Below are 25,481 nucleotides of genomic sequence, written 5' to 3' on the forward strand. Positions count from 1 at the left end.
GTCACTGCGCTTCGACCCAACCGCGAACCCGACGGAAAAGCTGTTCCTGCTCGGCTTCGCTGTTGCCGGCGATATCGATCAGGCCGATCTGCGTGAAGCCCGGGCCTTTGTTGCGCTTGCTGGCTTGGAGGCGATCAGTGGCCGCACGCTGGAGCAGATTCTTGTAGACCACATCCGCGGTTTTCATCTTGAAGGTCGGGATCATGTCCAACAGCGATGGCTGGGTGTCGACCGGCTCCCTCGCGGCCACCATGACGAACTTCTGTACCGCCGCCGGGTGCCGCTCGCTGAGGTAGCGCGCCGCCCAGTAAGCGCCACTGCTGTGACCCAGCAGTACAATGCTGCGCGCCTTGTTTTGCTGCGCAAAGGCGACAGCACTGTCGATACGGGCGAATAGCCGCTCGGCTTGCGCCTTGGCGCGCTCCTCGGTAGCCGCGTTCGCTGCCTCGGCGCTGGCCTGGGCATCAGCGGCCGGTTCAGGCGGCGCCGACGCGTCTTTTTCTGCTTCAGGCTTGGCGTCGGTCTGCCCGGCTTGCGCTGCCGGATCGGCCTCGCGGGGCATCAGCGCCTCGTCCTGCACATCAGGCAACGACAGGCTCAGGGTCGACCAGCCGGCATCCGGAAACTTGCGCCGCAGCGGGCCGATGGTGTCTGGTCCGTCAGCGGATTCACCGGCACCTGGAATCAGGATCACCGCGCCCTGTGGATCTTCGGTGTTGGCCGGTTTCCACAGCGCCAGGAAGCTTTCGTCGCCGGCTTGCAGTTGTTGCAAATCCTGGCGAGGCAGTTGGCGTTCAAGGGCAATGGCGTCTTCCTGCGAGCGGGTCAGAAGCGGCGCGCGTTCGACCGGCGCCTGCTGCGCCGGGGCATCCTGCGCTGGCGCCGGATCGGCCGCCACGGCGGGCAGTGAAGAAATCGACAGTGACAGCAGCAAGGCGGAAAACGCTGCGCGGTTGGTGTATGGCATTGAAAATTCCAGGCCGGAAACTGTCCCGGCAGCCTAAAGGGTTGGGGGGCTTTTGTCAGGCATGCGTGGCTGGCCTGACTCGCAGAGACATGTAACTGGCTCGCGGCCCGCTTTGCGTTTCTATCGGCGTCCCGGTCCGACTCTTGAAGGCAAAGGCGGGACGGAGCCGCACCGCTTATGCCGATTTGCGAGTGCTTCAGGCTCATCTAGTCTGAGAGCTACGCAGACATGGCAAAGGTGCCGGTGATGAGCGACTTCGACGCAAGCGCTGAGGTGAAGAATGCTCTGGTCAGTTTCCGGGGCGTGCAAAAGAGCTATGACGGCGAAACGCTGATCGTCAAGGATCTGAACCTGGACATTCGCAAGGGTGAGTTCCTGACGCTGCTCGGTCCTTCGGGCTCCGGCAAGACCACCAGCCTGATGATGCTTGCCGGCTTCGAAGCGCCGACGGCAGGGGAGATCCGTCTGGACGGACGGGCGATCAACAACGTGCCGCCGCACAAGCGTGACATTGGCATGGTGTTTCAGAATTACGCGCTGTTTCCGCACATGACAGTGGCCGAGAACCTGGCCTTTCCGTTGTCGGTACGCGGCATGGGAAAGTCCGAGATCGGCGCCAAGGTCAAGCATGCGCTGGGCATGGTCCAGCTCGACAGCTTCGCCCATCGTTATCCCACCCAGTTGTCCGGCGGGCAGCAACAGCGCGTCGCCCTGGCGCGCGCGCTGGTGTTCGAACCGCAGCTGGTGCTGATGGACGAGCCGCTCGGGGCGCTGGACAAACAGCTGCGCGAGCACATGCAACTGGAGATCAAGCATCTGCACAGACGCCTCGGGGTCACGGTGGTCTACGTGACCCACGACCAGGGCGAAGCCTTGACCATGTCGGACCGGGTCGCGGTCTTCCATGAAGGCCAGATCCAGCAGATCGCCGATCCCCGCAGCTTGTACGAACGCCCGGAAAACACCTTTGTCGCCAACTTCATCGGTGAGAACAATCGCCTCAACGGGCGCCTGCTCAGTCAAGAGGGAGAGCGGTGTGTCGTGGAACTGGAGCAGGGAGAAAAAGTGCACGCGCTGGCCATCAACACAGGTTCACCCGGCGCGCCGGTCACGCTGTCGATCCGGCCGGAACGGGTCAGCCTCAATGGCCGCAGCGACAGCTGCATCAATCGGTTTTCCGGGCGAGTGGCGGAGTTCATCTACCTGGGTGACCACGTCCGTGTCCGGCTGGAAGTGGCCGGCAAGTCCGATTTTTTTGTCAAACAACCCATCGCCGAGCTCGATCCCGCGCTCAGCGTCGGGGATGTCGTACCCATTGGCTGGCAGGTCGAGCACGTCCGCGCGCTCGACCCCTTGCCGCCAGGGCGCTGATCAACGACCGCAACCGCAGACCAACATTGCTCGTGGGAGAAAGGACAAATGCCGACATCACTGAAGTTCACCGCTATCGCATTGGGCGTGATCTGCGCCGGGCAGGTCATGGCGGCCGACCTGACGGTCATTTCCTTCGGCGGGGCCAACAAGGCCGCCCAAGAGAAGGCCTTCTATGCGCCCTGGGAAAAAGCGGGCAACGGCAAGGTCATCGCCGGCGAGTACAACGGAGAAATGGCCAAGGTCAAAACCATGGTCGATACCCGGAGCGTGTCCTGGGATCTGGTGGAGGTCGAATCGCCCGAACTGGCGCGCGGCTGTGACGAAGGCATGTTCGAGGAACTGGATCCGTCGATGCTTGGCAGCGAATCTGATTATGTGGAAGGTGCAATCACGCCGTGCGGGGCAGGATTCTTCGTCTGGTCCACGGTGCTTGCCTACAACGCCGACAAGCTCAAGAGCGCGCCCGCGAACTGGCAGGATTTCTGGGACACGAAGAAATTTCCCGGCAAGCGCGGCTTGCGCAAAGGCGCCAAGTACACGCTGGAGTTCGCCCTGATGGCCGACGGCGTTGCGCCCAAGGACGTTTACGAGGTGCTGGCGACCAAGGAAGGCCAGGATCGCGCGTTCAAGAAGCTCGACGAACTCAAGCCGAGCATTCAGTGGTGGGAAGCCGGCGCCCAGCCGCCGCAATATCTGGCCTCGGGTGACGTGGTCATGAGCTCGGCCTACAACGGACGCATCGCCGCGGTGCAGAAAGAAAGCAACCTGAAAGTGGTCTGGACCGGCGGCGTGTACGACTTCGATGCCTGGGCAATCCCGAAAGGCTCGAAGAACGCCGAGGCGGCGAAGAAATTCATCGCTTTCACCCTGAGCCCCGAACAACAGAAGACCTATTCGCAGAACATCGCCTACGGCCCGGCCAATACCCAGGCCGTGAAGCTGCTGGATCAGGAAACCCTGCAGAACATGCCGACCACGCCGGAGAACATCGCCCAGCAAGTGCAGATGGACGTGGCGTTCTGGACCGATAACGGCGAGTCGCTGGAACAACGCTTCAACGCCTGGGCCGCCAAGTGAAATCCTGGCGTTGAATGAAGTCCGGCAGCGCATCGGCAGACGGTGCGCTGCTTCATTGCTTCAGCGGAGTTCAACATGGTTACCACGATGTCCACGACCGAAGGTTCCGGCCCCAGCCTCAAACAGCGCCTGGCTCGGGCCGAGCGCGTCAATCGCTGGAAGGCGCAGGGTCTGATCGCGCCGCTGGTGATTTTCCTGCTGCTGGTTTTTTTGGTGCCTATTGCCGCGCTGCTTTACAAAAGCGTCGAGAACCCCGAGGTCGTGACCGCGCTGCCGAAAACGGTCGAACTGCTGCACAACTGGGACGGCGCGGCGCTGCCGCCTGAAGCCATCTACAAAAGTTTCGGCGTCGAGCTGGCGGAGACCCGGCGCAATGCAACCCAGGGCGAACTCGCCAAGCGCTTGAACATGGAGCTGCCCGGTTACCGCAGCCTGTTGAGCAAAACGGCTCGCGCGTTGCCCTTCAAGACCGAGCCCGCGTCGTGGAAAGATGCCTTGGTTGCACTGGACGCGCGCTGGGGCGAGCTGGCGTATTGGCAAGCCATCCGGCGTAACGCCAGTGGCACGACCGCTTACTACCTGCTCGCCGCGCTCGATCGTCGCATCGACGAGCAGGGAAGCTGGGTAGCAACCACGCCCGATCAGGCGATCTACCTGGACATCTTTGCCCGGACGTTCTGGATGGGGCTGGTCATCACCGTCATCTGTCTGCTGCTCGCCTACCCGCTGGCGTATCTGCTGGCGAGCCTGCCGGCACGTCAGAGCAACCTGCTGATGATCCTGGTCCTCCTGCCGTTCTGGACATCGATCCTGGTGCGGGTCGCCGCATGGATCGTGCTGCTGCAATCGAGTGGTCTGATCAACAGCGCGATGCTGGCGATGGGGATCATCGATAAACCGCTGGAACTGGTCTTCAACCGGGTCGGCGTCTATATCGCGATGGTGCACATCATGCTGCCGTTCATGATCCTGCCGATCTACAGCGTGATGAAGAACATTTCGCCCAGCTACATGCGCGCCGCCGTTTCGCTTGGCTGTCATCCCTTCGCCAGCTTCTGGCGGGTCTATTTTCCACAGACATACGCCGGCATCGGCGCCGGGTGCCTGCTGGTGTTCATTCTGTCCATCGGCTACTACATCACCCCGGCGCTGCTGGGCAGTCCGAACGACCAGATGGTCAGCTACTTCGTGGCGTTCTATACCAACACCAGCATCAACTGGGGCATGGCGACCGCGCTGGGCGGGCTGCTGTTGCTGGCGACCGTGATCCTGTACCTGATTTACAGCTGGCTGGTGGGTGCCAGCCGCATGCGTCTGAGTTGAGGAGCGTCGCCATGTCCAAGCCGTACGCTTCATCCGTCGAGCGCCTGTGGTTCTACGTCCTGCGCATTTTCTGTGCGCTGGTGCTGCTGTTTCTGGTGCTGCCGGTGCTGGTGATCATTCCCCTGTCGTTCAACTCGGCGAGCTTTCTGGTGTACCCGATGCAGGGATTCTCCTTGCAGTGGTACGAGAACTTCTTCGCCTCGGCGGAATGGATGCGGGCCCTGCGCAACAGTCTGATCGTCGCCCCGGCCGCGACCGTGCTTGCCATGGTTTTCGGCACCCTGGCGGCGATCGGGCTGACCCGGGGCGATTTTCCTGGCAAGCCGCTGGTGATGGCGCTGGTCATTTCGCCGATGGTGGTGCCGGTGGTCATCATCGGGGTCGCCAGCTATCTGTTCTTCGCCCCGCTGGGGCTGGGCAACAGCTACACCGCGCTGATTCTGGTGCATGCGGTGCTCGGCGTGCCCTTCGTGATCATCACCGTGTCGGCCACGCTTCAGGGGTTCAACCAGAATCTGGTCCGCGCCGCGGCCAGTCTGGGCGCATCACCGCTCACCGCGTTCCGCCGGGTGACCTTGCCGCTGATCGCGCCAGGCGTGATTTCCGGGGCGCTGTTCGCCTTCGCCACCTCGTTCGATGAAGTGGTGGTGACCCTGTTTCTCGCCGGACCCGAACAAGCGACCCTGCCACGCCAGATGTTCAGCGGAATCCGGGAAAACCTCAGCCCGACCATTGCCGCGGCCGCGACCCTCTTGATCGCGTTTTCCGTGGCATTGCTGCTGGTGCTGGAATGGTTGCGCGGGCGCAGCGAAAGGCTCAGAACGCAGGCCGGGCCTCATTGATGCGCAATGGCAGTGCCGGCTTTTGCTGCTGTGCAGCAGATCGCGAACGAGATCGCTCTCATAAGAATTACGCTCGTTGTAGGAGCGAGCTTGCTCGCGATCTGCCGCAGGGCGGCAGCAAAATCTGACGGCACGTTCTTTCAGACGAATAGCGTCATCGATCATCGCCAGCAAGCTGGCTCCTACAAATAACTAGATCGTGCAGGTCGCGCAGGAGCGCGCTGGGGCGGATGGTTGGAGTACAATGCGCGCCACCGTGATTCCGCTCAGACAGGTGCGCCATGCAGCCCTTCGTTATTGCCCCATCGATCCTTTCCGCTGACTTCGCCCGTCTGGGCGAGGAAGTCGACAATGTCCTGGCCGCTGGCGCCGACTTCGTTCACTTCGACGTCATGGATAACCATTACGTCCCGAACCTGACCATCGGCCCGATGGTGTGCAGTGCGCTACGCAAGTACGGCGTCACCGCGCCGATCGACGTGCACCTGATGGTCAGCCCGGTGGATCGCATCATCGGTGATTTCGTCGAGGCCGGCGCCACCTATATCACGTTCCACCCCGAAGCCACCCAGCATATCGACCGCTCCCTGCAGCTGATACGCGAAGCGGGTTGCAAGTCCGGGCTGGTGTTCAACCCGGCCACGCCGTTGAATCTGCTGGAATACGTCATGGACAAGGTCGACATGATCCTGCTCATGAGCGTCAACCCCGGCTTCGGCGGTCAGAAGTTCATCCCCGGCACCCTCAACAAACTGCGTGAAGCCCGCGCGCTGATCGACGCTTCCGGCCGCGACATTCGCCTGGAGATCGACGGCGGCGTGAACGTCAACAACATCCGTGAAATCGCCGCCGCCGGCGCGGACACCTTTGTGGCCGGCTCCGCCATTTTCAATGCGCCGGACTATCGCGAAGTGATCGAGAAAATGCGCGGCGAACTGGCTGCCGCCCGCGCATGAGCGGCTTCGAGCAGCTGTTCCCAGGCACTCTGCCCAGGCTGATCATGTTCGACCTGGACGGAACCCTCGTCGATTCCGTACCGGATCTGGCCGTGGCGGTGGACAAGATGCTCGTTCAGCTCGGCCGCCCGAAAGCGGGACTGGATGCCGTGCGGCAATGGGTCGGCAATGGCGCGCCGGTGCTGGTGCGCCGGGCCCTGGCCGGTTCCATCGAGCACGCCAGCGTGGACGACGCGCTTGCCGAGCAGGGCCTTGAGCTGTTCATGCAGGCCTATGCCGAGAAGCATGAGTTCACTGTGGTCTATCCCGGAGTACGGGAAACCCTGAAATGGCTGCAGAAGAAGGGCGTCGAAATGGCGCTGATCACCAACAAGCCGGAGCGCTTCGTCGCGCCGCTGCTGGATGAGATGAAGCTGGGCCGCTTCTTCCGCTGGATCGTCGGTGGCGACACCCTGCCGCAGAAGAAACCCGATCCCGCCGCGCTGTTGTTCGTGATGAAAATGGCGGGCATCCCGGCTTCCCAGTCGTTGTTCGTCGGCGACTCGCGCTCCGACGTGCAGGCGTCGAAAGCCGCCGGGGTGGCCTGCGTGGCACTCAGCTATGGCTATAACCACGGTCGTCCGATCGAGGAGGAAGCGCCGGCGCTGGTCATCGATGATCTGCGCAAGCTGATTCCCGGTTGCCTGGAGCAGGACGCTGGGATACTGTTGCCCGACATCGAACACTCCCCCCGTAGAGATTCCATCGTGGTGGTCACTCGCAAACTCTGGATGAAAGTCATCAAGGCCCTTGCCCGCTGGCGTTGGCGCGCCTGACTCATTCAAGCCGGCTTGCCGGCACCGTTTGCCTGACTGACCGTTTTCCCTCACACCACGAGGCTCATGATGAATCGCGAAGAATTCCTGCGTTTGGCCGCTGACGGCTATAACCGCATTCCCCTGGCCCATGAAACCCTGGCCGACTTCGATACGCCGCTGTCGATCTACCTCAAGCTGGCCGATCAGGCCAATTCCTACCTGCTCGAATCGGTGCAGGGCGGCGAGAAGTGGGGGCGTTACTCGATCATCGGTCTGCCGTGCCGCACTGTGCTGCGGGTGCACGGTCATCACGTCAGCATTACTCGGGACGGCGTCGAGACCGAAAGCCATGATGTCGAGGATCCGCTGGATTTCGTGGAGCAGTTCAAGGCGCGCTACAAGGTGCCGACCGTAGCCGGGCTGCCACGCTTCAACGGCGGCCTGGTGGGCTACTTCGGCTATGACTGCGTGCGTTATGTCGAGAAGCGTCTGGCCAACTGCCCGAACCCTGATCCGCTGGGCGTTCCGGACATTCTGCTGATGGTGTCCGACGCCGTGGTGGTGTTCGACAATCTGGCGGGCAAGATGCATGCGATCGTGCTCATCGATCCTGCCCAGGATGACGCCTACGAAAGCGGCCGCGCGCAACTGGATGCCCTGATGGACAAGCTGCGCCAGCCCATCACCCCACGTCGCGGTCTGGACCTGACCCGGCCTCCGGCCGCCGATCCGGTGTTTCGTTCCAGCTTCACGCAGGACGATTACCAGGCCGCCGTCGACACCATCAAGCAGTACATCCTGGCGGGCGATGTGATGCAGGTCGTGCCTTCGCAGCGCATGTCCATCGATTTCAAGGCTGCGCCCATCGATCTGTACCGCGCGCTGCGTTGCTTCAACCCGACGCCTTACATGTACTTCTTCAACTTTGGCGACTTCCATGTGGTGGGCAGCTCGCCGGAAGTGCTGGTGCGGGTCGAGGACAATCTGGTGACGGTGCGTCCGATTGCCGGCACACGACCGCGCGGCGCCAACGAAGAAGCCGATATGGCGCTGGAGCAGGACCTGCTGTCCGACGACAAGGAAATCGCCGAGCACCTGATGCTGATCGACCTGGGCCGTAACGACACTGGCCGCGTTTCCGAGATTGGCACGGTGAAGCTGACCGAGAAGATGGTCATCGAGCGCTATTCCAACGTCATGCACATCGTGTCCAACGTGACTGGACAGCTCAAGCAAGGCCTCAGCGCAATGGACGCATTGCGGGCGATCCTGCCGGCGGGCACCTTGTCCGGCGCGCCGAAGATCAGGGCCATGGAGATCATCGACGAACTGGAGCCGGTCAAGCGCGGCGTCTACGGTGGCGCGGTGGGTTATCTGGCCTGGAACGGCAACATGGACACCGCCATTGCGATCCGCACCGCAGTGATCAAGAACGGCGAGCTGCACGTACAAGCGGGTGGCGGGATCGTGGCCGATTCGGTGCCTGAGCTGGAATGGGAAGAGACCCTTAACAAACGCCGCGCCATGTTCCGCGCGGTGGCGTTGGCGGAGCAGGGCTGAGCGCGTTCCCCCCAGACACCGCGTCATCGTTTATCGCCAGCAAGCTGGCTCCTACACAGGTTTCTGTAGGAGCCAGCTTGCTGGCGATCCCGTCTCAGAAATCCAGACTCAACGCCACGCTCGCGCCCTGATGCGTCAGGTCGTCGTTCTTGCGCCAGTTATAGTTGGCTCGCAAACTCAGGTCGCGGGTCAGTTGCTGTTTGAATCCCAGGCTGGCGCGGTTCAGGTTGCGCTGAGGTGTATAGCCCGGCAGCGTGAAGTCGAGACTGGGCACGCTGTTGAGCGACATCGTCACGGCCTGCTGATCGGTTTCGTATTCACGCTCGTGAGCGAACTCACCAAACACCTGGGTCGATGAGGTCAGCTGGAACTTGCCCTGCAAACCCACGCCCGCGCGGCGGGATTTGCGGGTCTGGTCGCCGTAGGTGAGCGCGGTGGAACGGGTGCCCTGTTCGGCGTAGCCATCGACGTCGATATGGGCATAGTCGGCGCTGATGAAGGGCGACAGATGCCAACGACTGCTGGCACCGGCAAAGTCGAAACCGAGCCGCGCACTGGCCGCCCAAAGCTCGCCATCGGTGTCGCCTTTCTCTTGGCCTTCGCCGCCGCCCAGGGCAAATTTGCGCTCCGCGTTTTCATAATCCAGCTTGCCGCTGGACGCCGACAGATCGCCCCACCAATGGTTGGCCTGGTACTGCAGGAAAACGGTGCCGATATAACCATTGAGCTTGTAGTCCGAGTCCTTGGGGCCGGCTTCCAGATTCTGCCGATACGCGCCAGCCAGCAGACCGGTCCGCCAGTGCTCGGCGAAACGCCAACTGCCGCCCAGCGCCACGTTGTAGCCGCGACCTTCCGCATCGGTGGAATAATCCTGAGCGTCGAAGTCAGTTCGCTGCCCTCCGGCGGCCAGAATGGTTCGCCATTGACCGACGCCCTGCCAGTCGCCCCAGTCGCTCAGCCACTGGCTACGCAATTCGTCCTGATGACCGCGCAGCGCGGTATTGGCCATTTCCGGCAACAGGCTTATTTCCCACGGGGCTGACAGCAATGAGTAGGCGTAGTCGGCCAGCAGACGCTGGCCGCCGGCGGTGGGGTGCACGCGATCATTGAAGAACAGGCGGTTCGGGTCTGGCGTGGCGCTGTTCAGACCGTAGGTTTCGTTCTCGTCGCAGTTGTCGCCGCTGAAGCAGGTTCCCACCAGGTCCTGATCCGCCGCGAAACCGAAGCGGGCAGGGTCGGCGAGGGTTTCCGAGATCAGCAGGGGAATGTTCAAGGGGATGATCTGCGCATCGATGCCTTCGAGGCGGCGGATCAACCGGTCATTGAAATCTTCGCTGAGTCGCGACGTGATCGATTGCAGCGGCGTGTCGTTCAGGGCGGGCGTCTGGCCTATGTCCGGCAGCATCCATATCGCGAAGTAACGACCGCCCGCCTGTTGCAAGACCTGCACACTGTCGGCGAGCTGGTCAGCGGCGTCTTCGGCGTCGCCGCTGCTCAGGACACGGCCCTGGAGGAAGTCGTTGCCACCGCCGGTCAGGTAGTAGAGCGCGTTCGGGTCGGCGCGGAAGTTGTTGGCCGGCAGATAGCCGGTCCGGGTCCGTAGCACATCACCCGAGCCACTGGTATCGGGTGTCTCCACCCGGGATTCGGACGTGATCGCGTCATAGATCTGATCGGTGCGATCGCCGCCTACCGCCCAGTTGTTGCCATCCGGCAGGCCCAATGCTGCGTTGACCGGCGACGTCGACGCGTTCAGGTCATTGGGCGAGATATTGAGCGCCCGGCCGAGCAGGGTGGAGGAATTGGGGCCGACGATCTCGCCGCTGCCGTCCCGGTAGGTGGGGCCTGTGCGATTGGTGAAGCGCAGGGTCGCGCCCGGTGGGCCGTCTTCGTCCGGGAACTGCCCGGCGTCCGAAAGACTGTCACCGAATACCACCATGGTTGAATAGGGGGAAGGCGCTGCCTGAACGCTGGCGCAAGCCAGGGACAGCAAGCAGGCCGCGAACGGCACTCGCAGTGATCGATGAATCATGGGAGGGGTCCTTGGCGTTTTATTCTCTCAAGGAACCGTAGCAAGCCTGCTCATCCCCGCCAGCGCTTGAGCCGGAGCAGGGGGCAGTAACCGCCCAATGGTGCGCCGCTCATCGAATCGGCCGCCCGCAGCCTGCTATCCGTTGCCTGTTATCCGCAGCCTGCTGGAATAATCGTCAGCTCGGGGCCTGAGGGCGCGCTGTCATATTGCACCTCATGCCCGCGTGCGCTACTGTGCCGAAACGTACGAACGAGACCCTCCCGTGACGATTGTCAGCAAACTCTTGATGCGCGTTATCAAGGCCCACGCCCGCTGGCGTTGGCGCGCCTGACTATTTCCCTGCCGGCCCCGCCGGCCCGATCCCTGTATGCCTTCGATCCACCCGCGATACCCCAGGTCCGGCCCTGCGCCGAGACTTCGCCGGGCGCGAGCGGACAACAAACCCCGAAGGCGTGAATGACTGTCAGTGAATTCCAAAGGTTGATAGCAAAATGCTGCTGATGATCGACAACTACGACTCCTTTACTTACAACGTCGTGCAATATCTCGGTGAGCTGGGCGCGGACGTAAAAGTGATCCGCAACGATGAGCTGAGCATCGCTGAAATCGAAGCCCTGAATCCGGAGCGGATCGTCGTGTCCCCCGGTCCCTGCACGCCCAACGAGGCGGGCGTCTCGCTCGACGTCATTTCCCATTTTGCCGGCAAGCTGCCGATCCTCGGCGTCTGCCTGGGCCATCAGTCGATCGGCCAGGCGTTCGGTGGCGATGTCGTGCGCGCGCGACAGGTCATGCATGGCAAGACCAGCCCCGTGGTCCATGAGGATCACGGCGTGTTCGAAGGCCTGAATCATCCGCTGGTCGTGACCCGCTATCACTCGCTCGTGGTCAAGCGGGACACTTTGCCGGACTGCCTGGAAGTGACCGCCTGGACCGAGCTGGAAGACGGTTCGGTAGACGAAATCATGGGCCTGCGCCACAAGACCCTGAATATCGAGGGCGTACAATTTCACCCCGAGTCGATTCTGACCGAACAAGGTCATGAGCTGTTCGCCAACTTCCTCAAGCAAACCGGCGGCAGTCGTCAGGGTTAAGGACTTTTATGAGCACCCCAATGAGCATCAAGACCGCGCTGGATCGCGTGGTCAACCAGCTGGACCTGAGTACCGCCGAGATGCAGGACGTCATGCGCGAAATCATGACCGGCCAATGCACCGAAGCGCAGATCGGCGCGTTCCTGATGGGCATGCGCATGAAAAGCGAAACCATCGACGAGATCGTCGGCGCGGTGTCGGTGATGCGCGAACTGGCCGGGCAGGTTCGTCTGGAGACGCTGGACAATGTGGTCGACATCGTCGGGACCGGCGGTGACGGCGCCAATATTTTCAACGTTTCCACCGCCTCGGCTTTCGTGATTTCCGCAGCCGGCTGTACGGTCGCCAAGCATGGCAACCGGGCCGTCTCGGGCAAGAGCGGCAGCGCCGATCTGCTGGAAGCGGCAGGCGTCTATCTCAACCTGACGCCCGTGCAGGTAGCACGCTGCATCGACGGCGTGGGGATCGGCTTCATGTTCGCCCAGTCGCATCACAGCGCCATGAAGTACGCCGCCGGTCCTCGTCGCGACCTGGGGTTGCGTACCCTGTTCAATATGCTTGGCCCGTTGACCAACCCGGCGGGCGTTCGCCACCAGGTGGTCGGTGTGTTCAATCAGGCGCTGTGCCGCCCGCTGGCCGAAGTGCTGCAACGGCTGGGCAGCAAGCATGTCCTGGTGGTCCATTCCCAAGACGGACTGGACGAGTTCAGCCTGGCCGCGCCGACTTACGTCGCCGAACTGAAAAACGATGAAGTGACCGAATACTGGGTGCAGCCTGAAGACCTCGGTATGAAAAGCCAGAGTCTGTACGGTCTGGCGGTCGACAGCCCGGCCGCGTCGCTGGAGTTGATTCGCGATGCGCTGGGTCGTCGCAAGACCGAGCATGGCCAGAAGGCCGCCGAGATGATCGTGCTCAATGCTGGCGCCGCGCTTTACGCCGCCGATCACGCTTCCAGCCTCAAGGAAGGCGTGGAACGTGCGCATGATTCGCTGCATACCGGCCTGGCCCGGGAAAAACTGGAAGAGTTGGGCGCCTTCACGGCGGTATTCAAGCAGGAGAATGAAGGATGAGCGTGCCAACCGTACTGGAGAAAATCCTTGCCCGTAAGGCCGAGGAAGTCGCGGCCCGGCGTGCCGCTGTCAGCCTGGCGGAGCAGGAACAGCGTGCTGCCGCAGCCGATGCGCCTCGGGGGTTTGCCAATGCGCTCATCCAGCAGGCCCGGCTTAAACAGCCTGCCGTGATCGCCGAGATCAAGAAGGCTTCGCCAAGCAAGGGCATTATCCGCGAAAACTTCCAGCCCGCTGAAATCGCCAAGAGCTATCAGGCAGGCGGCGCAACCTGCCTGTCCGTGCTGACGGACATCGATTTCTTCCACGGCGCCGACGAATACCTGCAACAGGCGCGCGCCGCCTGTCAGCTGCCGGTGATCCGCAAGGACTTCATGATCGATCCCTATCAGGTCGTCGAAGCACGCGCGCTGGGCGCCGACTGCATCCTGCTGATCGTCTCGGCGCTGGACGACGTCCGGATGGCCGAACTTGCAGCGGTCGCCAAAGGCGTCGGTCTGGATGTGCTGGTCGAAGTCCACGATGGCGATGAGCTGGAGCGTGCCCTGAACACCCTCGATACGCCGCTGGTAGGCATCAACAACCGCAATCTGCACACCTTCGACGTCAGCCTCGAAACCACGCTGGACCTGCTGCCGCGCATTCCCCGCGATCGTCTGGTGATCACTGAAAGCGGCATTCTCAACCGTGCCGATGTCGAATTGATGGAAATCAGCGACGTGTACTCGTTCCTGGTAGGTGAAGCCTTCATGCGAGCCGAGCAGCCCGGCATGGAGCTGCAGCGACTGTTCTTCCCCGAACGCGGCCCCGCGGTCAGTGCCGCGCCGCTGGACTGAGGCTCAGGTCATGTCCGGGCCGGTCGTGGAACTGTGCGTGGAGAAAGGCCTTCAGGCCGAGCTGGATTTGCTGGGCTCGGTCTGCGCTGGCGATGCTGATCATGGGTTGCTGTTCTGGCGGCCCAGTGACCGCGCGCTGGTGATGCCGCGGCGCATGAGCCGCTTTCCCGGCTTCACGGAGGCCAGCGAAACCCTGGCGGACGGCGGCTGGCCGATTCTGTTGCGCGAAACCGGCGGCGAGCCGGTTCCGCAGTCGTCGGCCACGATCAATATCGCGCTGGTCTATGCCCAGCCGGACCATGATCCGGACCGCGAGCGCATCGAGCTCGCCTACCGGCGGCTGTGCCAGCCCATCCTGGATATGTTGACCCGCGCCGGCGGCGAAGCATCTCTGGGAGAAGTGGAAGGCGCATTCTGTGACGGCCGTTTCAACGTCAACCTGGACGGTCGCAAGATGGTCGGCACCGCCCAGCGCTGGCGCCAGAGCCAGGGCGGAACTCGCCCGGTGGTGCTGGTGCATGGCGCGTTGCTGGTGGAGAACGAGCGCGAATCGATGGTCGCCGCGGTCAATCGGTTCAACGAGCTGTGCGAACTGGACGCGAGAGTCCGGGCCGAAAGCCACATTGCATTGCACGAAGCCTTTCCCGAAGCCCATGGCTTCGATCAGTTGCATGAGGCTTATCTGCGAATGCTCGAAACGCTCTGAACCAGCGCTTCAACGCGTTCCGAACACCACCATGGTCTTGCCTTTCACATGGACGAGATTCTGCTCTTCCAGTGCCTTGAGCACACGCCCGACCATTTCCCGCGAGCAGCCAACGATCCGGCCGATTTCCTGGCGGGTGATCTTGATCTGCATGCCGTCCGGATGGGTCATGGCATCCGGCTGCTTGCACAATTCCAGCAGCGTGCGCGCTACCCGGCCGGTGACGTCGAGAAACGCCAGGTCGCCCACCTTGCGCGTGGTATTGCGCAAACGGTCCGCCATCTGAGCGCACAACGAATACAGGATGTCCGGGTAGATTTGCGTCAGCTCGCGAAACTTGACGTAGCTGATTTCCAGGACTTCGCATTCGCTCTTGGCCCTGACCCAGGCGCTGCGTCGGATTTCACTGCCCGACTGGTCGAACAGTCCGAGTTCACCGAAGTAATCCCCGCTGTTGAGGTAAGCGACGATCATTTCCCTACCCTCATCGTCCTCGATCAGGACGGTGACCGATCCCTTGATGATCAGGAACAAGGACTCGGCGCGATCGCCTGCGCAGAGGATGTCGCTTTTCGCGGCACAGCGACGGCGTTGCGAGTGGGTGAGCAACTTGTCCAGGTTTTTTATTTTTGAGGGCGGGGTAATTGCGACCATGCGTGAATTCCAAAAGATCCTTCGCCAAACGGCATTGTTCTATATATCGGCTGCGCCCGATTTATCGGGAGGGATTTGACATCACTTTGACCTCATTTGGGAAATTTCCTACTTTTTTTCGTTTCAAGCTGGTCGAAAGCCGCAGCCGAGCGCTTGCCGGGCTTGTGCTAAGCTTGTCGGCCTTTTTGATCAGTGGAGACCGGGACGATGAAGGCACGCATTCAATGGGCTGGCGAAGCCATGTTTCTCGGCGAGTCCGGCAGCGGCCACGTTGTGGTCATGGATGGACCGCCCGAGAGCGGCGGACGCAACCTGGGCGTGCGTCCCATGGAAATGGTGCTGATCGGCCTGGGCGGCTGCAGCAATTTCGATGTGGTAAGCATCCTCAAGAAGTCTCGTCAGCCGGTCGAGAGCTGCGAAGCCTTTCTCGATGCCGAGCGTGCGGACGAGGATCCCAAGGTCTTCACCAAGATCCACCTGCACTTCGTGGTGAAAGGTCGGGGTCTGAAGGAAGCCCAGGTCAAGCGAGCGATCGAGCTGTCAGCAGAGAAATACTGCTCGGCGTCGATCATGCTGGGCAATGCGGGGGTGAAGATCACTCACGATTATGAAATCGTGGAGTTGGGCTAGGTAGGAGCCAGCGGGCGGCGATCCGTCTTGCTGGCGATTTGCGGCAATCGCCAGCAAGCTGGCTCCTACGCGATATGTGTTTAAGCCGGTCAGATGCGATAGGTGCTTTTGGTCATCACTTTGGCCAGCATGCTCATGCCGAACTTCACCGGCGCGGGGAAGCGGAAGCCGCCGGCGTCCAGCGCCGATTCGGCGTGGTGTTCTTCGTCAGCCAGCATCTGTTGCAGAATCGCCCTGGACTTCGCATCTTCGGCGGGGAGCTGTTCCAGGTGTTCGCTCAGGTGCTTGCAGACCTGATCCTCGGTCGCGGCAACGAAGCCCAGACTCACCCGGTCACTGATCAGCCCGGCCGCGGCGCCGATGCCGAACGACAGTCCGTAGAACACGGGGTTGAGCACGCTGGTATGACTGCCCAGCTGGCGAATCCGCTGTTCGCACCAGACCAGATGATCGATTTCTTCCTCTGCCGCGTGTTCCATCGCCTTGCGGACCTTGGGCAGCTTGGCCGTCAAGGCCTGTCCCTGGTAAAGCGCCTGCGCGCAGACTTCGCCGGTGTGGTTGATGCGCATCAATCCCGCGACGTGGCGGGCATCGGCTTCTTCCATCTTGTGTTCAGGCTGAACGACAGCCGGAGATGGACGATGGGAGTGGCCGCTCGACGGCAGCAGGGTGCGCATTGCGCTGTCGGCCTGCAGCAGCAGCCGATCGAGGGGAGAGTAGTGACGTTCGGTAGCCATTGGCACCTCCGGAATGAACCATGGCCGGAAGTCTACCGCAATCGGCCCGGCCCGGCTTGAGCTGAATCACCCTGCTAGCCGCATGCCGGCAGGGTGTCCACAGCTGACACTCAGCCCGGCGGCCAGTTCATCTGGCGCTGACCCAGCACGTGCATATGAATGTGGTAGACGGTCTGGCCACCCAGCGGATTGCAGTTCATCACGACCCGGAAGCCGTCGTCGCAACCCAGTTCCTTCGCGAGGCGCTGAGCGGTGAACAGAATATGTCCCGCCAGGCCCTTGTCTTCCTCGGCCAGATCGTTGAGCGTGCGGATCGGCTTTTTCGGGATGACCAGAAAATGCACCGGCGCCTGTGGGGCGATATCGTGGAAGGCCAGCACCTGATCATCTTCGTAGATGATGTTGGCCGGAATCTCCCGGTTGATGATCCTGGTGAACAACGTGTCCATTACCCTGTGCTCCTTGTCAGTGGATGAAGTCGCTGCGAGCGATTCCGGAGTGTACTGAACGTACCCGCATGACGCCCGCCCGATCTGGTTTCAACGTGGGCAGCACGCCTTGTTTCGGTAGCCGCTGATCTGACGCGCCAGCCAGCGCGAAACCAGTCGCGGACTGAATGCGCGCCATCTATTGCCGGCACCCGGAATGATCACCGCGCGATTCTTCGCCAGCGCCCGCACGGTGTAGAGCGCGACTTCCTCTGGCGTCATCATGTTCTGTTCATTCACCTGAAGTCGAGCGGTGCGGAAGAACGCAGTGCGGGTCGGGCCGGGGCAGAGTACCGACACCTTCACGCCACTTTTGCGGGCTTCCTCGCGAAATGCCTCGGAGAAATGCAGTACGTAGGCTTTGCTGGCGCTGTAAGTGCTCATCCAGGGGCCGGGCTTGAAGCCGGCGACCGAGGCGACATTGAGGATCTGACCTCCACCCTGAACGGCCATCAGGTTGCCGACCGTATGACACAGGCGGGTCAGCGCCAGAATGTTCAGATCGATCAGGTCCTGCTCGGTGCTCCAGTCCTGGGCCAGAAACGGACCGCCGCTTCCGATGCCCGCGGCATTGACCAGCAGATCGATCTGGTGGGCTCCGTCTTCCAGCTCCAGCAGGAAACCCGACAAACGCAGCGGCTCTCCCAGATCGCAGGCACGAAACAGCACCTCGACGTCGAAACGCTGAGTCAATTCCAGGGCGATGGTTTCCAGCAGGTCGCGCCGACGTGCCACCAGGATCAGGCTGCGACCACGGCGCGCCAACGCTTCGGCCATCGCCAGGCCGATGCCGCTGGATGCGCCGGTAATAAGGGCGTAACGGGTCATGCAGTTCTCCACTCGACGTATCGCAGGTCCGGCGATGAGACCTGCCGTCGAACGTTGGCGTCACGTTTCATGACGTCCTTCCTCACTCGGATAAATTGCACTCGGATCGATCGGTTCCACCTCGACGTCCACATCATCGTCAGCCGGCAGAGACTGCTCGTATTCGATCGTGGATGTTTCGATCTGCTCCTGCACGGCGGTAAGGCCGCCGGCCAGCGCCGCCAGGATGACCAGTGCGATGACGGCAAGCCAGGACCAGGCAAGGATTTTGACGGCGCGGGTATTGGGTGGAGCGGGTGGGCCGTAGCGGTTGGGACCGGCGTTGCCGGGCATCGCGACCAGAACCAGCGGGAAAACACTGCTGATGAAGGGTACAAGGTTGAGCAGCAGCACCCAGCCGGACCATCCGGCATCGTGGGCGCGCTGCACGCCGATCTGCACGCTGACACAGATATAGGCCGCCGCCAGAACCGCCGCGAGCAGTCCTCCCAGGGTCAGGTCGATGCTCATGATCAGCAGACAGGCGAAACCGGCCGGCAACAGCACGAGGCTCACCACCAGCATCCATGCCAGATACCGCGCGCGGCCGATCCGTCCCTGGACGCTCAGGACCTTGAGCGTGGAATATCGCGGCAACTCCGGACTGACGTCGGCGCGCGGCGGTGCGTAAGGTGACGGTTGTTGTGGGGCAGGAGCGTCGTCCAGATTGAAGGCGATCTCCTGATCGGCCTCGATCCGCGCTTCGACACCGGCATCATGCAGCGCGGTGAGGTAACGTTCGGCTTCGGCGTAGGGCACGCCACGCTTCAGGGCGACCGGATCGCCATTGAACAGTTTTTCGACGGCGGCCGGCTCGCTCTTGAACAGTCTCGCCAGATTCAGTCTGGCTTCATCCGGCGAGGTGCCCGGCCGGACCTGGCCTTCGAACATGATCTTGTAATGAGTGTCGGTCATGACGGCTTCCTTGGTCCGGACGGCACGAGCGTGCATCACGCATGGGTTAGAACGGTTTGACGACGACCAGAATGACGATGGCCAGCAGAATCAGCACCGGCACCTCGTTGAACCAGCGATAGAACGTATGGCTGCGGCCGTTTTCACCACGGGCGAAGCGTTTTACCTGCGCCCCGCACACATGGTGATAACCAATCAGCAGGACCACCAGCGTCAGCTTGGCGTGCAGCCAGCCCTGGCTGAAGTAACCGCTGGGGCTGAATGAAACCAGCCAGGCGCCGAAGACGATGGTCGCGATCATGGCCGGCCCCATGATGCCGCGATAGAGTTTGCGCTGCATCACGTTGAAGCGCTCGCGGCTGACGGCGTCTTCGCTCATCGCGTGATACACGAACAGGCGCGGCAGGTAGAACAAGCCGGCGAACCAGCAGACCATTGAGACGATGTGCAGCGCTTTGACCCATAAAAAGAGCATTTTTCTGATTCCCCAGGTTCACGGTGCCCGAATAGTAGTGGCTGGAGCGTCCATACGTCACGTTGTCGGTTGTCGCATTGTTCTCAGCCCCATATCATCGACCGCTTTCCAGTTGGTTCGTTGAGGGCAGGTTATGGTCAAGGTCGGAATTGTCGGCGGCACGGGTTACACCGGAGTCGAGCTGCTGCGTCTGCTGGCACAGCATCCGCAAGCGGAAGTGGTGGTAATTACCTCTCGCTCGGAGGCCGGCCTTCCCGTTGCCGACATGTACCCCAACCTGCGAGGCCACTATGACGGCCTGGCTTTCAGCGTTCCGGACGTTGCCACGCTGGGCGCATGCGACGTGGTGTTCTTCGCGACTCCTCATGGCGTGGCCCATGCGCTGGCGGGCGAACTGCTCGCGGCCGGAACGCGGGTCATCGACCTTTCCGCGGACTTCCGTCTGCAGGACCCGGTCGAGTGGGCCAAGTGGTATGGCCAGCCCCATGGCGCACCCGAACTGCTCAAGGATGCTGTCTACGGTCTGCCGGAAGTGAACCGCGAACAGATCAGAAATGCACGCCTGATCGCGGTGCCGGGTTGCTACCCGACGGCCACCCAACTCGGTTTTCTGCCGCTGCTGGAGGCGGGCATCGCCGATACCAGTCGACTGATCGCCGACTGCAAGTCGGGTGTCAGCGGCGCCGGCCGCGGCCTCAACCTGGGGTCGCTGTATTCCGAGGCCAACGAAAGCTTCAAGGCCTATGCTGTCAAAGGCCATCGCCATTTGCCGGAGATCAGCCAAGGACTGCGTCGCGCGGCGGGCACCGAAGTCGGCCTGACGTTCGTGCCACACCTGACGCCGATGATCCGCGGTATCCATTCCACCCTGTACGCCACCGTGGTCGATACCTCGGTCGACTTGCAGGCACTGTACGAAAAGCGCTATGCGGATGAGCCTTTCGTGGATGTCATGCCAGCCGGCAGCCATCCCGAAACCCGCAGCGTGCGTGGCGCGAACGTATGTCGTATCGCCGTGCATCGCCCTCAGGGCGGCGACCTGGTCGTCGTGCTCTCGGTCATCGACAACCTGGTCAAGGGCGCATCGGGCCAGGCGGTGCAGAACATGAACATCATGTTCGGCCTCGACGAGCGCGCGGGCCTGTCTCACGCGGGCATGATGCCTTGATGGCTTGCCGGACTGCGGGCATAGGTCCGCGATCCGGCGTACCGCTACTCTGCAAATAGTTGACCGGATTTCTAGGACAAGCGGATAATGCCCGCCATTACGCATTACGACGGCTTACGCCGGGAGATATCTGACATGAGCGTTGAATCCTTCACTCCTACGGCGCTGGAATTCACCCCCGGTGCTGCGCACAAGGTGAAAACCCTGGTCGATGAAGAAGGCAATGATCGTCTGAAACTGCGCGTTTTCGTGACCGGCGGCGGCTGTTCCGGCTTCCAGTATGGTTTTACTTTCGATGAAGACGTTGCGGACGATGACACCATCGTCGAGCGCGAGGGCGTCAGCCTGGTCGTCGACCCGATGAGCTTCCAGTACCTGGCCGGTGCCGAGGTGGATTATCAGGAAGGGCTCGAAGGTTCCCGCTTCGTCATCAAGAACCCGAATGCCACCACCACCTGCGGTTGCGGCTCTTCGTTCTCGATCTGAACTTTAGCTGCATAGCAAAACGCCGCGCATTAGCGCGGCGTTTTGCATTTCAGGGGTGCTCAAGCAGGGTAGATGGCACCCAGCACGCGCAGGCCCCGCGCACCCGTGACCGTCGGCCGGTTGGCGGGGACGCCTTCCAGACAGCAATGAGCAAGCCAGGCGAACGCCATGGCTTCGACCCAGTCCGGGTCCACGCCGAACTTCGCAGTGCTGCTGACTGCCGTATCCGGCAACAGCTCCGCCATCCGGGCCATCAACGCTGTGTTGTGCGCTCCGCCGCCGCACACCAGAAGCTCCTTGGTGCCGGTCTGCGCGGAGCGCAGCGAGTCGGTAATCGACAGAGCGGTCAGCTCGAGCAGGGTAGCCTGCACGTCTTCCGGCGCAAGGGCGGGCAACTGAGCCAGGTGCCTGTTCAACCAGCCCAGGTTGAACACTTCCCGTCCGGTGCTTTTCGGGCCTCGGGTCAGGAAGAACCCATCGCTCAAGAGCTTTTCGAGAAGTGCCTGGTTAACCTGGCCACTGGCGGCCCAGTCACCATTACGGTCGAAGGGAAGGTTGCGCTGTGCCTGAATCCAGGCATCGAGAAGCACGTTGCCCGGTCCGCAGTCGAAGCCGGAAACGGGGCAGTCGGATTCAATCAGGCTCAGATTGCTGAAGCCGCCGACATTGAGAACGGCGCGCTGATCCTTGTTGTCGTCGAAAACCGCTTCGTGGAACGCTGGAACCAGCGGCGCTCCCTGACCGCCGGCGGCGATGTCGCGGCGGCGGAAATCACTGACTACGGTGATTTCCGTCAGCTCGGCGAGCAGAGCCGGGTTGCCGATCTGGATACTGAAGCCTCGCGCCGGCTCATGGCGGATTGTCTGGCCGTGGCTGCCGATAGCGCGAATCTGCCCGGCCACCATATTCTGCTCTTCCAGCAGGGTGAGCACACCTTGCGCGACCAGTCGAACCCAGCGTTGCTCGGCCACCGCCGCCCGGGCGAGTTCGTCGTCGCCGGTGGAGCACAGTCCCAGGAGTTCGGCGTACAAGTCCTCCGGCATCGGAATGTAGTGAGTCGCCAACAAGCGCGGACGATCGTCCTGCTCCAACAGTGCGATATCGATCCCATCGAGGCTGCTGCCGGACATCACACCTATGTAGAAGGAGGCCATGGATTACCTTTTATTGGAGGCCAGAGTGGTGGCCTTTTCCTGATCCATGCGCGCCATCAACGGCTGGCTCTGCTGCATGAACCGCTGTTTTTCGGATTTGGCGATAGGGTCCGCCATTGGAAGCTTCTGTCCCAGCGGATCGACGTGCACGCCATTGACCTGGAATTCATAGTGCAAGTGCGGGCCGGTCGACAGGCCGGTCGTTCCAATATAGCCGATCACCTGGCCCTGCTTGACGCTGCCACCGGTTTTTATGCCTTTGGCGAAGCCCTGCATGTGACCGTAGAGGGTGCGATAAGTGTCGCCGTGCTGGATGATGACGGTGTTGCCGTAACCACCTCGGCGGCCGGCGAGCAGCACTTTGCCGTCGCCGGTTGCCTTGATCGGCGTACCGCGTGGAGCGGCGTAGTCCACGCCTTTGTGTGCACGGATCTTGTTGAGGATCGGGTGCTTGCGACCCATGGAAAACATCGAGCTGATGCGCGCGAAATCAACCGGAGTACGGATGAACGCCTTGCGCATGCTGTTGCCTTCGGCGGTGTAGTAATTGGTGTTGCCTTGCTTGTTGGTATAGCGGACGGCGGTGTATGTCTTGCCGCGGTTGGTGAAACGCGCTGACAGAATGTTGCCGGTGCCGACCACCTTGCCGTTCACCACTCGCTGCTCATAAACCACATCGAATTCGTCGCCCTTACGAATGTCCTGGGCGAAATCGACGTCGTAGCCAAAGATGTTGGCCATGTCCATGGTCATGCTGTGGGAGAGACCTGCGCGCTGGGCCGAGGACGACAGTGAGCTGTTGATGACGCCATGCGCGTAAGCGGTGCGCACATTGGGCTTGCTCACCTCACGGTTGAAGGTGAAGCCGCTCCCCGTTCTGGTCAGGCTGATGGCTTCCAGGTCGTTCAGTCTAGTGTGGAGCTGCTTGAGCTGCCCGTCGGCGGACAGTTCGAACTGCAGGACCTGGCCATTTTGCAACTTGCTGAACTGACGCGCCTGTTTATCGCTTGCCAGGACTTCATGCATGGTTGCGGCGGGTAATCCCACCTTTTCGAATAAAGTCGAGAGAGTGTCACCCTTTGCGACTACGATTTCCCGGTGATTGGGATCAACGGCCTTGACGGGTTCGGCTTGCGCGGTGCTCTCGGGCTGTTCCGGGCTTTCGTCGATCTGGGCGAAGGGGGAGGCCGAGGATTCAGGTGTGGCTTGAACGGCTTGCGGAGCGTCTTGAGTCTGTGCGTTCTGATTGGCGGGCATTTCCAGATCGAGCGCGAGATTCGTTCGTTTCGCTTCTACCTCGCTGGATGGGAAAACCAGGAGAGCCAGGCTCAGCAGGGCGGCGATACCGCTGGCTGCGACCAGGTGACTCTTCGGATAAAGCGGGGGCGCTTTAGGCGGCGTGTCTATCATAGGTAATTTGACTTTGAAAAAGGTGAAATGGAAAAGATGAATGACATGATGAAGATGAAATAACTGTATAAAATATAACCAAAACCTGCTCGAAGCAACCCTCGCAAGCATCGGCATCTGATTCGTGGGCGCAGGCAGGGCAAAGACTTGTAAACGGGTGCTGATCTTGTATGGTTGGTGCCCTTTGAGAAGGGGCTTGTATGAAGTCGGTTGAGGAGCAGCTGGCGCTGATCAAGCGCGGCGCGGATGAACTGCTGGTCGAGGCCGAGCTGGCCGAGAAAATCAAGCGCGGGCAACCGTTGCGTATCAAGGCGGGTTTCGACCCTACCGCGCCGGATCTGCATCTGGGACATACCGTCCTTATTAATAAGCTTCGCCAGTTCCAGGAGCTGGGGCACCAGGTCATTTTCCTGATCGGCGACTTCACCGGCATGATCGGTGATCCGAGCGGCAAGAGCGCGACCCGTCCGCCGCTGACGCGCGAGCAGGTGCTTGAGTATGCCGAGACTTACAAGGCTCAGGTATTCAAGATCCTTGATCCCGAAAAGACCGAGGTCGCGTTCAACTCCACATGGATGGACAAGCTCACCCCGGCGGACTTCATTCGTCTGTCGTCGCAGTACACCGTGGCTCGCATGCTTGAGCGGGATGATTTCGACAAGCGCTATAAAGGCAGCCAGCCGATTGCCATCCATGAATTCCTTTATCCGCTGGTACAGGGCTACGACTCGGTCGCGCTGAAAGCTGACGTCGAGCTGGGCGGCACCGATCAGAAATTCAACTTGCTGATGGGGCGCGAGCTGCAGCGCTCTTACGGTCAGGAGCCGCAGTGCATCCTTACCATGCCGTTGCTCGAAGGTCTGGACGGCGTCAAGAAGATGTCCAAGTCCCTGGGCAACTATGTAGGTATTCAGGAAGCGCCGGGTGTGATGTACAGCAAGCTGTTGTCGATGCCTGACTCGCTGATGTGGCGTTACTTCGAACTGTTGAGCTTCCGCTCGATGGAAGAGATCAACGGCCTCAAGGCCGAATGTGCGGCGGGTGCCAATCCTCGCGACATCAAGATCCTGCTCGCCGAAGAGTTGATCGCGCGCTTCCATGGTGAAGAAGCTGCGGCCAATGCTCACCGCTCCGCGGGTAATCGCATGAAGGAGGGCGAGTTGCCGGATGACTTGCCCGAGCTTACTGTCAGCGCAACTGAAGATATGCCCGTCTCGGCCGTCCTTAATAAGGCAGGCTTGGTAAAGAACGCGGCGGTGGCTCGTGACTTGCTCGCTTCCGGCGGTGTACGTATAGATGGTGAAGTCGTGGATCGCGCCTTTGTATTCAAGTTGGGCGCTACCCATGTTTGCCAGGCCGGCAAGAAGGCTTTCGGGCGTGTAACGCTGGTTGCCGAATAAAATTGAAATAAAGGGTTGACGGGCGATTTAATGTCTCTATAATTCGCCCCACTTCCGGCGCAGACGGAAACGAAAAAACCTTCTGATTCAACGAGTTACAAGGTTTTAAAGTCAAGTCAGCGAAGAAGCAGCGTCGATCCGGTTGATCGACAGCGGTGAGAAAAAAGAGTTTGACACGCGGTTGTAACGCTGTAGAATTCGCCTCCCGCTGACGAGCAACGCAACAGGTTGATCGAAGCGCAAGTGGTTGAAGTTGTTCGGTAAAATGAAAAACTTCTGAAAATAACCGCTTGACAGATACAGAGGACGCTGTAGAATGCGCGCCTCGGTTGAGACGAAAGGCTCAATCCACCGCTCTTTAACAACTGAATCAAGCAATTCGTGTGGGTGCTTGTGGTGTCAGACTGAAGTCAACAGATTATCAGCAACCCAAGTTACTCCGCGAGAAATCAAAGATGTAACCAGATTG

The 25,481-nt window shown here is 61.2% G+C and carries 25 protein-coding genes; 15 read left to right on the plus strand and 10 right to left on the minus strand.

Annotation, left to right across the window (positions count from 1 at the left end):
- Position 1: 1 nt before the first annotated feature.
- A complete protein-coding gene (locus TRP66_RS09170; RefSeq protein WP_333401302.1) occupies positions 2-967 on the minus strand; it encodes an alpha/beta hydrolase family protein in 966 nt (321 codons plus the stop codon).
- A gap of 246 nt (positions 968-1,213) precedes the next feature.
- Here TRP66_RS09170 and TRP66_RS09175 point away from each other — a divergent pair, with 246 nt between their 5' ends.
- The 7 genes from TRP66_RS09175 to trpE all read left to right on the plus strand — a co-directional run bounded on the left by TRP66_RS09175 (position 1,214) and on the right by trpE (position 8,896).
- Entirely contained in the window at positions 1,214-2,338 is a 1,125-nt protein-coding gene (locus TRP66_RS09175; RefSeq protein ID WP_333401303.1) for an ABC transporter ATP-binding protein, read from the plus strand.
- A 48-nt stretch (positions 2,339-2,386) separates the two neighbouring features.
- Positions 2,387-3,418 carry a polyamine ABC transporter substrate-binding protein gene (locus TRP66_RS09180; RefSeq protein WP_333401304.1) on the plus strand — a complete coding sequence of 344 codons (1,032 nt, stop codon included), beginning with the start codon at positions 2,387-2,389 and terminating at the stop codon, positions 3,416-3,418.
- A gap of 75 nt (positions 3,419-3,493) precedes the next feature.
- Positions 3,494-4,741 carry an ABC transporter permease gene (locus tag TRP66_RS09185; RefSeq protein ID WP_333401305.1) on the plus strand — a complete coding sequence of 416 codons (1,248 nt, stop codon included), beginning with the start codon at positions 3,494-3,496 and terminating at the stop codon, positions 4,739-4,741.
- An 11-nt stretch (positions 4,742-4,752) separates the two neighbouring features.
- Complete coding sequence (locus tag TRP66_RS09190; RefSeq protein ID WP_333401306.1) at positions 4,753-5,583, plus strand: ABC transporter permease; 831 nt, start codon at positions 4,753-4,755, stop codon at positions 5,581-5,583.
- A 281-nt stretch (positions 5,584-5,864) separates the two neighbouring features.
- Positions 5,865-6,539, plus strand: coding sequence for a ribulose-phosphate 3-epimerase (gene rpe, locus TRP66_RS09195; RefSeq protein WP_333401307.1), 675 nt, complete (start codon positions 5,865-5,867; stop codon positions 6,537-6,539).
- The gene (locus TRP66_RS09200) at positions 6,536-7,354 is read left to right on the plus strand and encodes a phosphoglycolate phosphatase (protein ID WP_333401308.1); all 819 of its coding nucleotides are present in this window, start codon (positions 6,536-6,538) and stop codon (positions 7,352-7,354) included. The genes rpe and TRP66_RS09200 overlap by 4 nt, the downstream gene beginning before the upstream one ends.
- Before the next feature lie 69 nt (positions 7,355-7,423).
- A complete protein-coding gene (gene trpE, locus TRP66_RS09205; protein ID WP_333401309.1) occupies positions 7,424-8,896 on the plus strand; it encodes an anthranilate synthase component I in 1,473 nt (490 codons plus the stop codon).
- 94 nt (positions 8,897-8,990) lie between these two features.
- On the opposite strand, the gene estP is transcribed toward trpE, so the two are convergent.
- Positions 8,991-10,928, minus strand: coding sequence for an esterase EstP (gene estP, locus TRP66_RS09210; RefSeq protein WP_333401310.1), 1,938 nt, complete (start codon positions 10,926-10,928; stop codon positions 8,991-8,993).
- 491 nt (positions 10,929-11,419) lie between these two features.
- Between estP and TRP66_RS09215 the strand changes: the two genes are divergently transcribed.
- Genes TRP66_RS09215 through TRP66_RS09230 form a run of 4 tightly spaced genes read left to right on the plus strand, consistent with a single transcriptional unit; the run spans position 11,420 to position 14,628 of the window.
- Positions 11,420-12,019, plus strand: coding sequence for an aminodeoxychorismate/anthranilate synthase component II (locus tag TRP66_RS09215; RefSeq protein ID WP_333401311.1), 600 nt, complete (start codon positions 11,420-11,422; stop codon positions 12,017-12,019).
- Between the two features lie 20 nt (positions 12,020-12,039).
- Entirely contained in the window at positions 12,040-13,089 is a 1,050-nt protein-coding gene (gene trpD / locus TRP66_RS09220; protein WP_333401342.1) for an anthranilate phosphoribosyltransferase, read from the plus strand.
- Complete coding sequence (gene trpC, locus TRP66_RS09225) at positions 13,086-13,922, plus strand: indole-3-glycerol phosphate synthase TrpC (RefSeq protein ID WP_333401312.1); 837 nt, start codon at positions 13,086-13,088, stop codon at positions 13,920-13,922. The genes trpD and trpC overlap by 4 nt, the downstream gene beginning before the upstream one ends.
- A gap of 10 nt (positions 13,923-13,932) precedes the next feature.
- Entirely contained in the window at positions 13,933-14,628 is a 696-nt protein-coding gene (locus TRP66_RS09230) for a lipoate--protein ligase family protein (protein WP_333401313.1), read from the plus strand.
- Positions 14,629-14,637: 9 nt separating this feature from the next.
- On the opposite strand, the gene crp is transcribed toward TRP66_RS09230, so the two are convergent.
- On the minus strand, positions 14,638-15,282 hold the full coding sequence (gene crp, locus TRP66_RS09235; RefSeq protein WP_333401314.1) for a cAMP-activated global transcriptional regulator CRP: 645 nt from the start codon (positions 15,280-15,282) through the stop codon (positions 14,638-14,640).
- A 207-nt stretch (positions 15,283-15,489) separates the two neighbouring features.
- Between crp and TRP66_RS09240 the strand changes: the two genes are divergently transcribed.
- Positions 15,490-15,912: an OsmC family protein gene (locus tag TRP66_RS09240; protein WP_003372688.1), complete on the plus strand. Its 423-nt coding sequence runs from the start codon at positions 15,490-15,492 to the stop codon at positions 15,910-15,912.
- Between the two features lie 89 nt (positions 15,913-16,001).
- Here the strand turns inward: TRP66_RS09240 and coq7 are convergent, their stop codons facing one another.
- The 5 genes from coq7 to hemJ all read right to left on the minus strand — a co-directional run bounded on the left by coq7 (position 16,002) and on the right by hemJ (position 19,394).
- Complete coding sequence (gene coq7, locus TRP66_RS09245; RefSeq protein ID WP_333401315.1) at positions 16,002-16,649, minus strand: 2-polyprenyl-3-methyl-6-methoxy-1,4-benzoquinone monooxygenase; 648 nt, start codon at positions 16,647-16,649, stop codon at positions 16,002-16,004.
- A 110-nt stretch (positions 16,650-16,759) separates the two neighbouring features.
- Positions 16,760-17,098 carry a histidine triad nucleotide-binding protein gene (locus TRP66_RS09250; RefSeq protein WP_333401316.1) on the minus strand — a complete coding sequence of 113 codons (339 nt, stop codon included), beginning with the start codon at positions 17,096-17,098 and terminating at the stop codon, positions 16,760-16,762.
- Between the two features lie 90 nt (positions 17,099-17,188).
- Positions 17,189-17,965 carry an SDR family NAD(P)-dependent oxidoreductase gene (locus tag TRP66_RS09255; protein ID WP_333401317.1) on the minus strand — a complete coding sequence of 259 codons (777 nt, stop codon included), beginning with the start codon at positions 17,963-17,965 and terminating at the stop codon, positions 17,189-17,191.
- 60 nt (positions 17,966-18,025) lie between these two features.
- Positions 18,026-18,919: a DUF805 domain-containing protein gene (locus TRP66_RS09260; RefSeq protein ID WP_333401318.1), complete on the minus strand. Its 894-nt coding sequence runs from the start codon at positions 18,917-18,919 to the stop codon at positions 18,026-18,028.
- Between the two features lie 46 nt (positions 18,920-18,965).
- Positions 18,966-19,394 (minus strand): protoporphyrinogen oxidase HemJ, encoded by a 429-nt coding sequence (gene hemJ / locus TRP66_RS09265; protein WP_333401319.1) that lies wholly within the window; start codon positions 19,392-19,394, stop codon positions 18,966-18,968.
- A gap of 133 nt (positions 19,395-19,527) precedes the next feature.
- On the opposite strand from hemJ, the gene argC reads away from it, so the two are divergent.
- A complete protein-coding gene (gene argC / locus TRP66_RS09270; RefSeq protein ID WP_333401320.1) occupies positions 19,528-20,562 on the plus strand; it encodes an N-acetyl-gamma-glutamyl-phosphate reductase in 1,035 nt (344 codons plus the stop codon).
- A 135-nt stretch (positions 20,563-20,697) separates the two neighbouring features.
- Complete coding sequence (gene erpA, locus TRP66_RS09275; protein ID WP_125832447.1) at positions 20,698-21,048, plus strand: iron-sulfur cluster insertion protein ErpA; 351 nt, start codon at positions 20,698-20,700, stop codon at positions 21,046-21,048.
- Positions 21,049-21,107: 59 nt separating this feature from the next.
- Here erpA and TRP66_RS09280 read toward each other — a convergent pair whose 3' ends face one another.
- A complete protein-coding gene (locus tag TRP66_RS09280; protein WP_333401321.1) occupies positions 21,108-22,202 on the minus strand; it encodes an anhydro-N-acetylmuramic acid kinase in 1,095 nt (364 codons plus the stop codon).
- Positions 22,203-22,205: 3 nt separating this feature from the next.
- Positions 22,206-23,612 carry a peptidoglycan DD-metalloendopeptidase family protein gene (locus TRP66_RS09285; RefSeq protein WP_333401343.1) on the minus strand — a complete coding sequence of 469 codons (1,407 nt, stop codon included), beginning with the start codon at positions 23,610-23,612 and terminating at the stop codon, positions 22,206-22,208.
- A 200-nt stretch (positions 23,613-23,812) separates the two neighbouring features.
- Between TRP66_RS09285 and tyrS the strand changes: the two genes are divergently transcribed.
- A complete protein-coding gene (tyrS, locus tag TRP66_RS09290; RefSeq protein WP_333401322.1) occupies positions 23,813-25,012 on the plus strand; it encodes a tyrosine--tRNA ligase in 1,200 nt (399 codons plus the stop codon).
- The last annotated feature ends 469 nt before the right edge of the window (positions 25,013-25,481 follow it).

It is taken from the genome of Pseudomonas sp. JDS28PS106 (assembly GCF_036706555.1).
Lineage (GTDB): Bacteria > Pseudomonadota > Gammaproteobacteria > Pseudomonadales > Pseudomonadaceae > Aquipseudomonas.